We start from the raw sequence: 13811 nt of genomic DNA on the forward strand, positions 1-13811 counted from the left end.
AAAGCGCCGATGATCGTCAAGCCCTGAGCACTCATGCCCGCGGCGCTGACGGCGCCATGGCTCAGTCCTTGCCGCCAAAAAGCTTCTTCAGCATGGCCGCCATCGGGCCGGTTTCGGGCAGCTTGGCCGCCGGCTGCTGCGGCCGCGCCTGGCGGACGTGGCTTTGTGCCTTTGGCGCCTTGGGCGGCGGGCGGTCGTCGTCGCCCGTCGGCGTGAGCTTGTCGCGCAAGGCCAGCGTCACGCGGTTCATGAAGGAATTGTCGTCGCCCTCGGCAAGCAATCCGGCACCGTCGGCGATTGCGTCGAGCAGCACGTCCAGCCATTCGCGGTCGGCCTTGGCGAAATCGCCGAGCACATGGCCATGCACCATTTCCTTGACGCCGGGGTGGCCGACGCCGATGCGCACACGGCGAAAATCCTTGCCGACGTGCTGGTCGAGCGAGCGGATACCGTTGTGGCCGCCGGAACCGCCACCGACCTTGACACGCACCTTGCCGGCAGCAAGGTCGATCTCGTCATAAAAGACAGTCAGCGCCGAAGGGCCGAGCTTATAGAAGCGCAAGGCTTCGCCGACCGACTGGCCGGACAGGTTCATGAAGGTCTGCGGCTTGATCAGGATCACCTTTTCGCCGGCAAGCATGCCTTCGGCGATCAGACCCTGGAATTTCTTCGACCAGGGCGAAAAAGAATGGCGGCGGGCAATCGCGTCCGCCGCCATGAAGCCGACATTGTGCCGGTTGTTGGCGTATTTCGCGCCCGGATTGCCGAGGCCCGTAAAGACAAGCATCGTCGCCTCCGGGCGGGAAGGGGTTACTTCTCTTCGGCGGCAGGAGCCGCTTCGGGCGCAGCCGCTTCAGTCGTCTCTTCCGCTGCCTCCGGCTTCATCGCCGAGGAGCCGGCAATGGTCGCGATGGTGAAGTCGCGGTCGGAGATCACCGGCTTGACGCCGGCCGGCAAGGTGACGGCCGAAATGTGGATGGAATCGCCGATATCGGTGCCGGTGAGATCGATGGTGATGAAATCCGGGATCGCATTGGCCGGGCAATGGAACTCGACCTCGTGGCGCACGATGTTGAGCACGCCGCCGCGCTTGATGCCGGGCGACTTGTCTTCATTGATGAAGTGCACGGGCACGTCGACATTGACTTCGGTGTCCTTGCCGATGCGCAGGAAATCGACGTGGACCGGAAAATCCTTGACCGGGTCGAGCTGAAAATCCTTGGGCAAAACCTGGATCTTGTTGCCGTCGACATCGATCGTGGCGACCGTGGTCAGAAACCCGCCGCCATGGATCTTGTAATAGACGTCCTTATAGGTCAGCGCAATCGCCAGGGGAGGCTGCTTGTCGCCGTAAATCACTGCAGGCACTTTACCGTTGCGGCGAACTGCACGGGCGGACCCCTTACCGACCTGTTCGCGCGCTTCGGCCTTGAGCTCGTAAGTATCGTGGCTCATGGCATTTCCTTTCGCGTTGTTCTGGAGCGTTCGCGGCCAGCGTGGCTGGGCCGTAAACGTCGAAAGCCGCCGGGCCTGCATATCCGAAAGCGGCAGCCGCATAAGCAAGCGGACCTTTGTTCGGGATCACAAGGGAAGGCAGCCTTCCGCCGCGTTGCCTCCAAGGGTGTCTACGCGGGTGGCGGCTCTATAGCCGAAGGCGGGAAAGGGTGCAAGTCATGGCAGGCAAGGTCATGGCAGGCAGGTCTACAAGGGTTTCCCATGGCATGGCGATCACCCATGCCGGTGTCATCAGCGCCGACCTGCTGGCCTTCTTCAGGCCTTTAAGAACGTGACAAAAAACTGCCTTCTGGCGAGTGTCTTTTTTTGTCACGTCGTGCCGATGTCAGGCGATGCTCAAGCCGCCATCGATCAGCATTTCCGCTCCGACCATGAACGGGCATTCGTCCGAAGCAAGAAAAACCACTGCATTGGCAATTTCCTCGGCGGTTCCGAAACGACGGGCAGGCACTAGGCCGACCACAGCTTTCGCGCGCGCCTTCGCCGCTTCGGGGGCCAGCCCAAGTTTGTCGTTTAGCGGCGTGTCGATCGGACCCGGGCTGATCACATTGGCGCGAATACCCCGTTCTATCAGTTCGCCCGAGAGCGTCCGGGCGAGCGAAATCATGCCGGCCTTGGCCAGCGCATAGACGTGCGTTCCAGCCATTCCCATATGTGCGTTGACCGAGCCGCTGAGGATGATCGACGACGGGTTCGAAAACAGCGGAACGAGCGCCTTGACCAGGAAGTAGGGCCCCTTGAGGTCGACATCGATGCTCCTGTTAAACGCGGCCTCGGTCCAGTCGCCAAGCGGGCGCAGGTCGGCGATACCGGCATTGAGGAAGAGAATGTCGAGCTTGCCGAAGGTTTCCTCGATCCGCCGCGCTATGTCGTTCTGGGCAGCGGCATCTCCGGCGTCAGCGGCAATGACAAGTACGTCACTGCCGAGGGTGGTGCGCGCCTCCTCGAGACGGCTCGCATTGGTTCCGGTGATAGCGACGCGCGCACCTTCCTCGATGAAACGTTGTGCCGTCACTAGGCCGATGCCGCTGGTGCCGCCGGTAATCAATGCGGCCTTGCCTTTTAGTCTGGACATAAGCGAATTGCCTTTCCTGGCGCGGAGCGCTGCGCAGCATCAGGGGTAAGCCCGATATGTTCAACTTGGAAGCGTTGCTGACCACAATTTTGCCTTCAGGGGTGACCCTCTCTAACAGGCTTTTCACCCGGCGTATGGTGAAAGAATCATCAAGGGCGCGGCAACTGCCACGCCCTCCTATCAATTCCGAAAGATGAACTGACGTTTAGCTGGCCGCCGCCTCCAGCTTCGTCGCTGCCTTCATGTTAGGCAGGAGGACCGTCAGTAGCCCGAGCAGCGGCAAATACGAGCAGACCTGGAAGACGAAATCGATGCCTTTCAGGTCGGCGACGACGCCAAGCACGGCGGCGGCGATGCCGCCCATGCCGAAGGCGAAGCCGAAGAAGATGCCGGCGATCATGCCGACGCGGCCGGGCACCAGTTCCTGGGCGAAGACGACGATGTTCGAGAAGGCCGAGGACAGGATCAGGCCGATCAGCACGGTGAGAACCATCGTCCACTCGAAATTGGCGTAGGGCAGGGCCAGCGTGAAGGGCAGCACGCCGACGATCGAGAACCAGATCATCGCCTTCTGCCCGTAGCGGTCGCCGAACGGGCCGCCGAGCAGGATGCCCAGGGCAGAGGCGCCGAGGAACAGGAACAGCATGACTTGCGACATCTGCACCGAAACACCGAACTTATGAATGGAATAGAAGGTGTAGTAGCTGGCAAGGCTGGAAATATAGGCGTTCTTGGTCAGTACCAGCAGCGTCAGCACCAGCAGCGCTCCCATCACCTTGCGGCGCGGGAAGGGCGAGACGAAGCTTGCCGCCTTGCGGGCGCCCTGCGCGGCACGCAGCCGGCTGTACCAGCCGCCGACCTGCCACAGCACGATGATGCCGATCAGCGAGCCGCCGGCGAACCAGGCGATGCTGGTCTGGCCGAAGGGCACGACGATGAAGGCTGCCAGCAGCGGCCCCATAGCCTGGCCGAAATTGCCGCCGACCTGGAACAGCGACTGCGCAAGACCGAACCGGCCGCCGGAGGCGAAGCGGGCGATGCGCGAGGATTCCGGATGGAAGATCGCCGAGCCGATACCGATCAGCGAGGCGCCGATGAGGAGCAGGAAATAGTGTCCGGGGTAGGCCAGCACGACCAGTCCGATCAACGAGGAGGCCATGCCGTAGGGCAGCGAATAAGGCATCGGCCGCTTGTCGGTGATCGTGCCGATCACCGGCTGCAGCAAGGATGCCGTCACCTGGAAAGTGAAAGTCAAGAGGCCGATCTGCCAGAAATCGAGACCGTAATTGGCCTTCAGCAGCGGATAGATCGCCGACAGCAGCGACTGCATGATGTCGTTGATGCAATGACAGAAGCTCACCGCCAGGATGACGGTGAAGGCCGTCGCCTGAGCTGAGATGTGGCCGGCCGCTGCCGGCTCGCCCTCGGCGATTGCTGTGGTATCTGTCAAGGCATGCTCCGTGGTCTTTTTGGCGGGCACTTCCGCACGCGGTCTTATGGGGCCGCCTGCCTTATACGTCGCTTGTCACGCGACTTCTTTCGTGGTTTGGTCCAATAGTTTCGCAAGTGGGCCATAGCTGATGCCGCATGGCAAGGAAATGTTCAAGGCGGGCGACGCTGATCTCGGGCTGCTGCATGAGCGTCGCTGGCAATGGCTGGAGCAGGCCGTAGGGCCGGCAGTGGCGCTGCCGACCGAATATCCGGACGGCTACCATGTGCCACGGCACCATCACAGCCGCAGCCAGTTGCTGCACGCGCTGGTCGGGGTCGTGCTGGTAACGACGCGGCATGGGCGCTGGATGGTGCCTCCGGACCACGCGATGTGGATCCCCGCCGGCACCGAACATTCCGTCGAGATGCTGGGCGACGTCAGCATGCGGTCCGTCTATGTGATGCCGGAGGCCATTCCCGGCCTACCGGACGGGTTGCGTGTCGTGGGCATCACCGACCTGATGCACAGCCTGATCGTGGAATCGGAAAAGCTGCCGCAGGGCGCCGAGCTGGAGGGCCGGGGCGGACTGATCATGAAGCTCCTGCTGCACGAAATCCCGAACCTGCCGGAACGGCCGCTCGGCCTGCCGTTCCCGTCCGATGCAAGGCTGGCGACGCTGTGCCGGCGCTTCGTCTCGGCACCGTCACCGCATGCGACGATCGACCAATGGGCCGCTATCGTTGGCATGAGTCGCCGCTCTTTCACCCGCGCGTTCCACCGCCAGACGGGATTGTCGCTGTCGACCTGGCGTCAGCAGGCCTGCCTGTTCGCGGCGCTGCCACGGCTGGCCGACGGCGAGCCGATCACAAGGGTGGCGCTCGATCTCGGCTATGACAGCGTGCCGGCGTTCATCACCATGTTCAAGCGCATGCTGGGAGCCTCGCCACGCGGTTACATGCGGGGCGCCCGTGATGCTGGCGAAGGTGCGGCGAATAAGCGGTCCGGCTCGGCCTGAGTCGCAGCCCTGAAGCGCGTAGCGTTCGACCGGCCTCATGCGACGCGCTTTGGATTCTTGTTTTCATGCATGTCGTTATCGCAAAACCGCTGCACAGTTTTGCGCGGACATGCATTAATCGAACAGGCTCGACACCGATTCCTCGGTCGCCGTGCGTGAGATCGCTTCGCCCATCAGTTCGGCGATGGAGATGACGCGGATATTGGCGGCGTCGAGCACTGCCTGGGTCGGCTGGATGGAATCGGTGATGACCAGTTCCTGCAGTTTCGAGGCGCCGATGCGGGCGATGGCGCCCCCGGACAAAACGCCATGGGTAGTATAGGCGGTGACGCTGGTGGCGCCGTCGGCAAGCAGCGCATCGGCTGCATTGCACAGTGTTCCGCCCGAATCGATGATGTCGTCGATCAAGAGGCAATCCTTGCCGCGCACGTCACCGATGACGTTCATGACTTCCGATTCGCCGGGGCGCTCGCGGCGCTTGTCGACGATGGCGAGCTGGGCATCGATGCGCTTGGCGAGCGCGCGGGCGCGGACCACGCCGCCGACATCCGGCGAAACCACCATGACATTGGCAAGCTGCTTGTATTTCGCCTTTACGTCGCGGGCCATGACCGGCACGGAAAACAGATTGTCGGTCGGGATGTCGAAGAAGCCTTGAATCTGGCCGGCATGGAGATCCAGGGTCAGCACCCGGTCGACGCCCGCCCTCGTGATCATGTTGGCGACCAGTTTGGCCGAGATCGGTGTGCGGCCCGAGGCACGGCGATCCTGCCTGGCATAGCCGAAATAAGGAATAACCGCAGTGATGCGCTTGGCCGAAGAGCGCATGAAGGCGTCGATCATGATGAGCAGTTCCATCAGATGATCGTTGGTCGGGAACGAGGTGGACTGCAGGATGAAGACGTCCTCGCCACGCACATTCTCCTGGATCTCGACGAAGATTTCCTGGTCGGCGAAGCGCCTGACGCTGGCCTTGCCCAGCGGAATGTTGAGGTAGCGGGCGACTGATTCGGCCAGCACCCTGTTGGAATTGCCCGCGAAGAGCTTCATGCACCGTTCCTGGCGAAGGATTGAGAGACTCCGATAGCACTCCAGCCTCTTAGTCGGGCTTTTAGCGGCCCGCGCCGGTATTGCAAGCGTCGTGAATGGGAATCCGCCGGCTAATCTCAATAAACGCTTACGGCTTGACGATGCGGCGATAGGTCCACTGCGATGCCGACGGAATCGGGGATAGCTCTATCTTTCAGTCTGAGCATGATCTCTTCCGAAAACCGGATTCCATTTTCGGAAATCATGCTCCAGGTCAGCCGGCGCCGCCGCCAAGCCAGGTGGCGAACTGGTCGATTGTCTGGTCGGCAATTGCCTGCATGGTCGCCGGGGCGACCGCCGCCCAGCCTTCGCCGCCGCCAACAGAGGGCGCCTTCTGCTGGCCGTTGATGCGATGCAGCCGGTTGCCGGCCGGGTCATAGATGTCCCAGACGTAGATGACGGTGGTGTCCTTGCCTTCCGTCATGGTCGAGAAATAGCCCTTGAGCACATGCGTTGGGGTCTGGTCGGTGCTGCCGGCCAAGGTGATGCCGCGCTGCCTGGCGCGTGTCTGAAGCTCGGTGGTCAGCGGTGTCGCGGCTTCTACCGAGGCGCCGACGATCGGCGCCACCTGCAGCCGGGTCCGCGCAATGGCAGCCGCGCTTTTGGCGGGCGGCACGGCTACTGCAGCCGAAGGCTGCGCTGTATCTGCAGTTTGCGCGGTGCCGGCAGGCCGAGCCGGAGTTGCGGGGGGCGTTGCGGCACTTCCGGCTCCGGAGAGCGATTGCGTCGATTGCGGGGCAATGGCCGACGGTTCGAGAACGTCCTTCGCATTGGTGCAGGCCGCCAGCGCCAGCGCCACGAGCAATGACACGGTCGTCACATGCGATCGTCTCATTAGCCTGAAAACTCCTTGGCGATGAACGCCCCTCACACTCTTTGCATTATGGATTCACTGCACGATCAAGTCGAGATCATGGCGGGACAGCGGCTTCGGCTGGGATTCGGTCGTCAGATAGGTGCGGCCAAGCGTCATCGCGGTTTCGGTTTCGGAGTCCATGATGATCATATGGGCGAACAGCGTCATGTTCGGCGCAATCGGTTCGGGATTACCCTGATAGAACATCGGCATATCCATCCAGGACGGGGTGAAGCGGGCGCCGAGCGAATAGCCGCAGGCATTAAGCCGGTGCTTGGTCAAATTGTGGGCTTCGAGGGTGCGGGCATGGGCGTCGAACACGTCGCCGAACGTATTACCGGGCGTCATCGCCTTCTCGACTGCAAGTAGCGCGGCGCGGGCGGCATCGAACAATTCCTGGTGGCGTTTCGATACCTTGCCGGTCAACACCGTGCGCATCATTGCCGCATGGTAGTGGTGGAAGACACCGGCCCATTCGAGCGTCAGCTGGTCGTTCTTGGTGAGCTTGCGGCGGCCGGCTTTGTAGCGGCAAAGCAGGGCGTCGACGCCGGAGCCGATGATGAACTCGTTGGCCGGATAATCGCCGCCGCCGGCAAAGATGGCACCTTGCATGGCGGCGAGGATCAGCGCCTCATCGCCGCCCTGCTTGATCAGCGGCAGTGCTGCGTCCAGCGCGTCGTCGGCCAGATTTGCGGCTTTTTCCGCCTTGGCGATTTCTGCCGGGCTCTTGAACAGCCGTAGCCGGCTGACAATGCCGGAGGCATCCGCGATCTGCCCGAAGGTCTGCAACTGCTCGTCGAGGCGCCGGCCATTATAGGCGGTCAGGCCGTGGGTGTCGTATTCGACGCCGATGCGGGCACCGAGCAGGTCGAGTTCGTTGAGCAGGTTGCGCAGGTCTACCGCCGGATTGGCGCCGTTGCGGTCCGTCCACAAAACGATGTTGTCGATGATCGAGGTGTGGCGCGCCTGGCGCAAGTCGGCCGAACGCGTCAGCAGCACCATCGAGCCGTCGGCCTTGACCACCAGGCACTGGAAAAAGCAGAAGCCGAAGGTATCGTAGCCGGTTAGCCAATACATGCTTTCCTGGGCAAACAGCAGGACGGCGTCGAGCTTCTTTTCGGCGATCTCGATCATTAGTCGATCGCGCCGCGCGTCGAATTCCGAGCGTTCGAAATGCAGCGCCATCAGTCAGCCTCCAAAACGATTGCCGAAACCTGCCGCCCGTAGTCGGGCTCGTTGCGATGCGTGCTGCGCCGATAGGAGTAGAAAAGCTCTTCCTCGGCATAGGTGCAGCGGCCAAGTCCTTCGGCGTTGACGCCAGCCTTGGTCAGCCGGTCGACCGTGTAGCGGTTGAGATCGAACATCGCGTGTCCGGCATTTGCTGAAGGCGCGAAATAGCGAGCATTGCCGGTATCGGCGTCGACGAAACGGGCGACGAATTCCGGTCCGACTTCGTAATTCCGTGGGCCGATCGAAGGACCGAGCACTGCGACGATGCAGTCGCGCCGGGCGCCGAGGCTTTCCATTGCCGCGATGGTGTTTTCCAGCACTCCGGTGAAAGCGCCTTTCCAGCCGGCATGGGCGGCGCCGATAATGCGCGCCTCGGCGTCGGCGAAGAGGACCGGTCCGCAGTCGGCGGTCGAGGCACCGACGGCAATGCCCGGCCGGTCGGTGACAATGGCGTCGGCCTTGGGCCGCTCGCCGGCAAAAGGCTCCCTGGCAATGACGACGTCCGGCGAATGAACCTGGTGAGCGGTCAGCAGATGGTTTGCGGGCACGCCCATCCATTCGGCGACCCGGCGGCGATTTTCGCGCACCAGCGTCTGGTCATCGTTCGAACCGGCCCCGATGTTGAGGCCCCGGTAGATGCCGCTGGAAATGCCGCCGACTCGCGTGAAGTAGCCGTGGCGGATGCCTTGCGCCGTTTCCAGCAAGGGCGACCGAACGGGATCCGGTTTGGTCTGATTCAGCATGGCGGCTTTGTTGTCCGTATGGGCGATTTCGTCAAGCGAGTTGAAGGGGCGCAGTTGAAGGCTGGTCGGTTGAAGGCTGGCGAAGTTGATGTCGGGCGCTAGTCGGAGACGGGAGAGTGAGAGAGGCGGCAGCGAAAAGTCAATCCGTGCTTGGAAACGGCGGAACGGCAATGCCGGCAGGGAGGACGGCAAGCACCTTGAAGAGTTCGCCCATGGCCTGCGGGCCGGCGAGGCGCTCGACGTCGGCCGCGATCTTTTCGCGAGCTGCCTCATCGGCGTTGGCGCCGAGCCGGCCAGCCCGTTCGAGAAGCCCCATCTTGAGCAGGAATTCACCTTGCGTTGAGAGGTGGGCATCGAGGCCGTGTGCCCGAACGGTTGCCGCGAGGGGAGCGAAATCGACATGGGCTGTGAGATCGGCCTGCCCCGGATTGGCCAGCACGTCCTCATGACCGTGCTTGCGCAAGGCCTGCAAGGTGTCGCCGATCCCGGGCTGGAGATGACCGTAGTCGAGAAACAGGCCGGCTCCGCCAAATCCGGCAAGTCGCCCGGCGATGGCCGCCATCAGGGCGGCGCGGGCTGGCGCCACCTCGACGATGGCACCTTGCGTCGCATTCTCGGCACCCTCCGGCAGCAGCATCGGGTCAAGCGAGCCGGCGCCGACGAAAAAGCGCAGCCGGTTCGCGTCGTCGAGACCGATCATCCGTTCGCTCCAGCCGGCTCCAGCGCGGACGAACTGGCGGATGGGCACGGCGTCAAACAGCTCGTTACCAACAATCAGAAGCGGCCCCTGCGGCAGCGTGTCGACGGCCTCATGCCAGGCGATGGTGGCCGACGTCCCGGCAAGCGTCCGTTTCTGGACCTCGGTCAACCGCGGACTGGCCTCGATCAAGGCGAACGATGCGCTGGCGGTAAGCGTCGGATCGAGCCGCGAAAGCGTGCGCAGCATATCTCTCATCAGCGTGCCGCGGCCGGGGCCGATTTCGGCGATGGCGACCGGCGTCGGCCGGTCGATCGCCAGCCACGCCTGGTAGAGCCAGATGGCGACCAGCTCGCCAAACATCTGGCTGATCTCCGGCGCGGTGACGAAGTCGCCGGCGGCGCCAAACGGCTCGCGTGTCGTATAATAGCCGTCCTGCGGATCGAACAGGCAGAGCGCCATGTATTCGCTGATGGGGATCGGTCCTACCGCACCGATCAGCTCGGCGATGCGGGTCTTCAGCCGCGTCATGCCGGCTGCGGTTTTGTCACCGGCTTGGCTGTAGCCATCGCCCAGATGCCGGCCAGCACCATCGGCAGTGACAGCACCATTCCCATGGTCAGCCAGCTCGTGCCAAGGAGGTAGCCAAGCTGCTGGTCGGGCTCGCGGAAGAATTCGACGAAGATGCGCGAGGCGCCATAGCCGGCGATGAAGGCGCCGCCGACTAAGCGCGGCGTCTTCAGCTTGAGCCTGGAATGGGTGAGGAAGCGCAGGACCAGGAACAGCACCAAGCCTTCGAGCAGCGCCTCATAGATCTGGCTCGGATGGCGTGCAAATGGGCCGCCATTGGGGAATTCGAATGCCCATGGCACGTCGGTCGGCCGGCCCCATAGTTCGGAATTGATGAAGTTTGCCAGGCGAACGAGGCCAAGCCCTACCGGCACGCCGGCGGCAACCACGTCGAACAGCGACCATGTGCGGATGCCGCGAGACCAGGAAAACAGCGTCATGGCGAGAATGACGCCGAGTAGGCCGCCATGAAACGACATGCCGCCCTGCCAGACGGCGACGATATCGAGCGGATTGGCAATGTAGCGCGGCAGGTCGTAGAACAGCACGTAGCCGGTGCGTCCGCCGAGCACCACACCGATGGCTGCCCAGACGATGAAGTCGTCGAGGTCGATGGGCTTCATCGGCAGGATGCCGTCGGGCCAAAGTTTGGGGTTGGTGACGAGGCGTTTGGCATACCACCAGGCGAACAGAATGCCGACGATATAGCCGACGCCGTACCAATGCACCGCCAGTGGTCCGATCCGGACGATGACCGGGTCGATGTTGGGAAAGGGCAGGGCGGCCAGCGGCAGCAAATATTCGCTCAACAGGGTCTCCGGGTTCCAATCAGGTTCGGGCGCGGACCATGCGGCAGGCTTTTGGCGCGGTCAAGGCAAGCATATGCTTGCATTCCGAATGGTGCGCCACTACGTCAATTCAACCAAGCGAGGATTTGCCATGGCGACCGGACCGAACCGCATTCTCGATGAATTCGCCAAGCTGATGACCGATGCAGCCGGTGCCGCGCAGGGCGTGCGGCGCGAGGTGGAGACCGCCTTCAGGGGCCAGGCCGAGCGCATACTCAACTCCATGGACGTGGTGCAGCGCGAGGAATTCGACGCTGCTCGCGACATGGCGGCGAAGGCCAGGGAAGAAAACATCCGGCTCGCCGCTCGCATCGAGGCGCTCGAGGCCAGGCTTGCCGAATTGACCGGTCAAGCAGCGCCTGTGGCTGCGGCAAAGCCGCGTGCAAAAAAATAATCAGAAATAAATCGTTAAACTTTTCCACAAAGCCGGATCGTAAAAAGCGCTTTGTCGTGAATCGCTTACCGGTACTGCGTGAATCTTTGTGACATCGCCTTTCCACATGCGAATGACGCAGTGCGAAAAATTTGGCTGGTCACGCGACTCCCGATCAATAGACTGAATTTGTTGCATGATTCGGAGCAGGGTCATGCGCCGGGCGGTGGGGTCCGGTCCGGGGTCTTTGCGTTGACGAAGTCCTGGCCGTCCGAGTTCTAGGCAGAATTGTTCGAGTGTGCCTCTCCCGCGGAGCGTGTGGTGGCGCTCCCAGAACGACAGGAAGCATTTCATGGAACTTCTCGAACTCGAATTCTCCCGCGAAATCCATCCGGTGGATGTTATCGAGCAGGTGGCGCACAACAACGACTGGTCCTTCGAACGGGCCGGCGACGACGAGATCTCGATTTCGGTTGCCGGGAGCTGGACCGACTACCACGTTTCATTCTCCTGGATGGAGGACTACGAGGCGCTGCACCTGGCCTGCGCCTTCGACATCAAAGTCCCGGAGGCGCGCGCGCTCGAGGTGATGCGGCTGCTTTCGCTGATCAACGAGCAGATGCTGTTTGGCCATTTCGATCTCTGGGAGCAGGAAGGCGCCATCATGTTCCGCCAGTCGCTGCTGCTGGCCGGTGGGGTCGAGCCGTCAAGCCAGCAGGTCGAGGTGCTGCTGTCGTCGGCGCTGGAAGCCTGCGAATGCTATTTCCAGGCGTTCCAGTTCGTCGTCTGGTCGGGGACTTCGGCCAAGGATGCGTTGGCCGGCGTGCTGTTCGAAACCTACGGAAACGCCTGACCGTCGATGAGTTCGAGCAACACGCGAAAACCCGAGATCAGCTTTGCCAATTTCGACCGTATCGACATCCGCGCCGGCACGATCGTAGAGGCCGAGCCTTTTCCCGAGGCGCGCAAGCCGGCGATTAAGTTGAAAATCGATTTTGGTCCCGAGATCGGGGTGAAGAAATCCTCGGCCCAGATCACAAAATACTATACGCCCGAAACCCTGATCGGCCGGCAGGTGTTCGCTGTAGTCAATTTCCCGCCGCGCCAGATCGGGCCATTCATGTCGGAAGTGCTGACGCTAGGCTTTCCCGATGAAGAGGGCGCCGTCGTGCTTGGCGCGATCGAGCGCAAGGTGCCGGACGGAGGCAGGTTGTTCTAGCTGCGCTGTTGCTCACGCAGCCAGTTTACGCGTGGTGCCCAGCGCCTCTTCAACCGTTTCCATGAACATTTCCGCGCAGGCCTTCCAGCTGTAGCGCATCGCGCGTTGCCGCGCCTCGGCGCGGTCGACGTGAAGGGCGGCGAGCGCTGCTTGCCGCAGGTCGTCCGATACCGCGCCGCCGATGCCGTCTCCGACGATGTCGATCGGTCCGGTGACGGGATAGGCTGCGACCGGCGTGCCACTGGCCAGCGCCTCGATGATGACGTTGCCGAATGTGTCGGTGCGGCTGGGGAAGACGAAGGCATCGGCCGAGGCGTAGATCTCGGCCAGCTCGTCATTCGGACGATGGCCGAGGAAATGGGTATCGGGATATCTGGCCTTCAGCTTCGCCAATTCCGGCCCTTCGCCTACGACCACCTTGCTGCCCGGCAGGTCGAGGTCGAGAAAGGCCGGCAGGTTCTTTTCGATCGCGACGCGGCCGACGCAGAGGAAGATCGGTCCGGGAAATCCCAGGTCCTTTCTTTTATCCGGCCGAAAATGATCGGTGTCGACGCCGCGCGTCCACGGCCGGAGCTTGGTGAAGCCGCGCGCCGCAAGATCGTCGGCAAGCGACTGGGTGGCGACCAGCGTGCCCTGTCCTGAATTATGGAAATCGCGCAGCCAGCGATAGGCCCATGCTTCAGGCACCGGCAGGCGTGCGCTCAGATATTCCGGAAAACGTGTGTGATAGCTGGTCGTGAACGGGCGGCCGGCGTTGCGGCAGTAGCGCCGGGCCATAATGCCGAGCGGTCCTTCGGTGACGATATGAACGTGGTCCACCTTGCGCGCCTCGATCAGCCGCGCCACGCGGTGCGGCGTCGTCAGCGCCAGCCTGATATCGGGATAGGTCGGCAGAGGCAGGGTGCGAAAGATGTTGGGCGTCAGGAAATCCGTCTCGACATCGAAGGATTTCAGGGTCTCCGAGAGGCGCTCCAGCGTGTGGACGACGCCGTTGACTTGCGGGCGCCAGGCGTCGGTGACCATCAGGATGCGCATGGCGGTCCCTTGGCGGCAAGCTTGATTGGCTTGCCGCGATGCCTGAGCGGCGACCACGCCGCAGCTCTGGCGTCGCACCGGCGCACCCGGGCAGGCGCGGGGTCGAAATGAGGC

15 protein-coding genes are annotated in these 13811 nt (G+C 62.6%); 4 read left to right on the forward strand and 11 right to left on the reverse strand.

All coding sequences use genetic code 11. The features are described 5' to 3' along the window. Positions 1-61: 61 nt before the first annotated feature. From pth to NKH80_RS19465, 4 genes are all read right to left on the reverse strand, one after another. A complete protein-coding gene (gene pth, locus NKH80_RS19450; RefSeq protein ID WP_352822071.1) occupies positions 62-787 on the reverse strand; it encodes an aminoacyl-tRNA hydrolase in 726 nt (241 codons plus the stop codon). A 23-nt stretch (positions 788-810) separates the two neighbouring features. After that, on the reverse strand, positions 811-1455 hold the full coding sequence (locus NKH80_RS19455) for a 50S ribosomal protein L25/general stress protein Ctc (protein ID WP_352993002.1): 645 nt from the start codon (positions 1453-1455) through the stop codon (positions 811-813). A gap of 385 nt (positions 1456-1840) precedes the next feature. Then, on the reverse strand, positions 1841-2590 hold the full coding sequence (locus tag NKH80_RS19460) for an SDR family oxidoreductase (RefSeq protein WP_352822074.1): 750 nt from the start codon (positions 2588-2590) through the stop codon (positions 1841-1843). Positions 2591-2795: 205 nt separating this feature from the next. After that, entirely contained in the window at positions 2796-4040 is a 1245-nt protein-coding gene (locus NKH80_RS19465) for an MFS transporter (RefSeq protein WP_352993004.1), read from the reverse strand. Positions 4041-4170: 130 nt separating this feature from the next. Between NKH80_RS19465 and NKH80_RS19470 the strand changes: the two genes are divergently transcribed. Next, positions 4171-5037 carry an AraC family transcriptional regulator gene (locus NKH80_RS19470; RefSeq protein WP_352508131.1) on the forward strand — a complete coding sequence of 289 codons (867 nt, stop codon included), beginning with the start codon at positions 4171-4173 and terminating at the stop codon, positions 5035-5037. Positions 5038-5151: 114 nt separating this feature from the next. On the opposite strand, the gene NKH80_RS19475 is transcribed toward NKH80_RS19470, so the two are convergent. The 6 genes from NKH80_RS19475 to lgt all read right to left on the reverse strand — a co-directional run bounded on the left by NKH80_RS19475 (position 5152) and on the right by lgt (position 11031). Next, entirely contained in the window at positions 5152-6087 is a 936-nt protein-coding gene (locus NKH80_RS19475; protein ID WP_254819191.1) for a ribose-phosphate pyrophosphokinase, read from the reverse strand. A gap of 253 nt (positions 6088-6340) precedes the next feature. After that, positions 6341-6961, reverse strand: coding sequence for a hypothetical protein (locus tag NKH80_RS19480; RefSeq protein WP_352881667.1), 621 nt, complete (start codon positions 6959-6961; stop codon positions 6341-6343). Between the two features lie 54 nt (positions 6962-7015). Next, positions 7016-8167, reverse strand: coding sequence for a M24 family metallopeptidase (locus NKH80_RS19485; protein ID WP_023678425.1), 1152 nt, complete (start codon positions 8165-8167; stop codon positions 7016-7018). Continuing rightward, positions 8167-8955, reverse strand: coding sequence for a peptidoglycan editing factor PgeF (pgeF, locus tag NKH80_RS19490; protein ID WP_352881661.1), 789 nt, complete (start codon positions 8953-8955; stop codon positions 8167-8169). Before pgeF ends, NKH80_RS19485 begins: the two co-directional genes overlap by 1 nt. Positions 8956-9094: 139 nt before the next feature. Beyond that, positions 9095-10183 (reverse strand): class I SAM-dependent methyltransferase, encoded by a 1089-nt coding sequence (locus NKH80_RS19495; protein ID WP_352508126.1) that lies wholly within the window; start codon positions 10181-10183, stop codon positions 9095-9097. Continuing rightward, positions 10180-11031, reverse strand: coding sequence for a prolipoprotein diacylglyceryl transferase (gene lgt, locus NKH80_RS19500; protein ID WP_352993007.1), 852 nt, complete (start codon positions 11029-11031; stop codon positions 10180-10182). The genes NKH80_RS19495 and lgt overlap by 4 nt, the downstream gene beginning before the upstream one ends. Positions 11032-11161: 130 nt before the next feature. Here lgt and NKH80_RS19505 point away from each other — a divergent pair, with 130 nt between their 5' ends. The 3 genes from NKH80_RS19505 (at position 11162) to NKH80_RS19515 (ending at position 12662) form a co-directional block, all read left to right on the forward strand. Continuing rightward, positions 11162-11464 (forward strand): accessory factor UbiK family protein, encoded by a 303-nt coding sequence (locus NKH80_RS19505; RefSeq protein ID WP_352508124.1) that lies wholly within the window; start codon positions 11162-11164, stop codon positions 11462-11464. Positions 11465-11795: 331 nt separating this feature from the next. Continuing rightward, positions 11796-12296, forward strand: coding sequence for a type III secretion system chaperone family protein (locus NKH80_RS19510; protein WP_023678420.1), 501 nt, complete (start codon positions 11796-11798; stop codon positions 12294-12296). A gap of 6 nt (positions 12297-12302) precedes the next feature. Further along, complete coding sequence (locus NKH80_RS19515) at positions 12303-12662, forward strand: tRNA-binding protein (RefSeq protein ID WP_352737733.1); 360 nt, start codon at positions 12303-12305, stop codon at positions 12660-12662. 12 nt (positions 12663-12674) lie between these two features. Here the strand turns inward: NKH80_RS19515 and NKH80_RS19520 are convergent, their stop codons facing one another. Next, positions 12675-13697, reverse strand: a complete 1023-nt coding sequence (locus NKH80_RS19520) for a glycosyltransferase family 4 protein (RefSeq protein WP_352993009.1) — start codon at positions 13695-13697, stop codon at positions 12675-12677. Positions 13698-13811 lie beyond the last annotated feature (114 nt).

It is taken from the genome of Mesorhizobium sp. M0904, assembly GCF_040319475.1.
Taxonomy (GTDB): Bacteria; Pseudomonadota; Alphaproteobacteria; order Rhizobiales; family Rhizobiaceae; genus Mesorhizobium.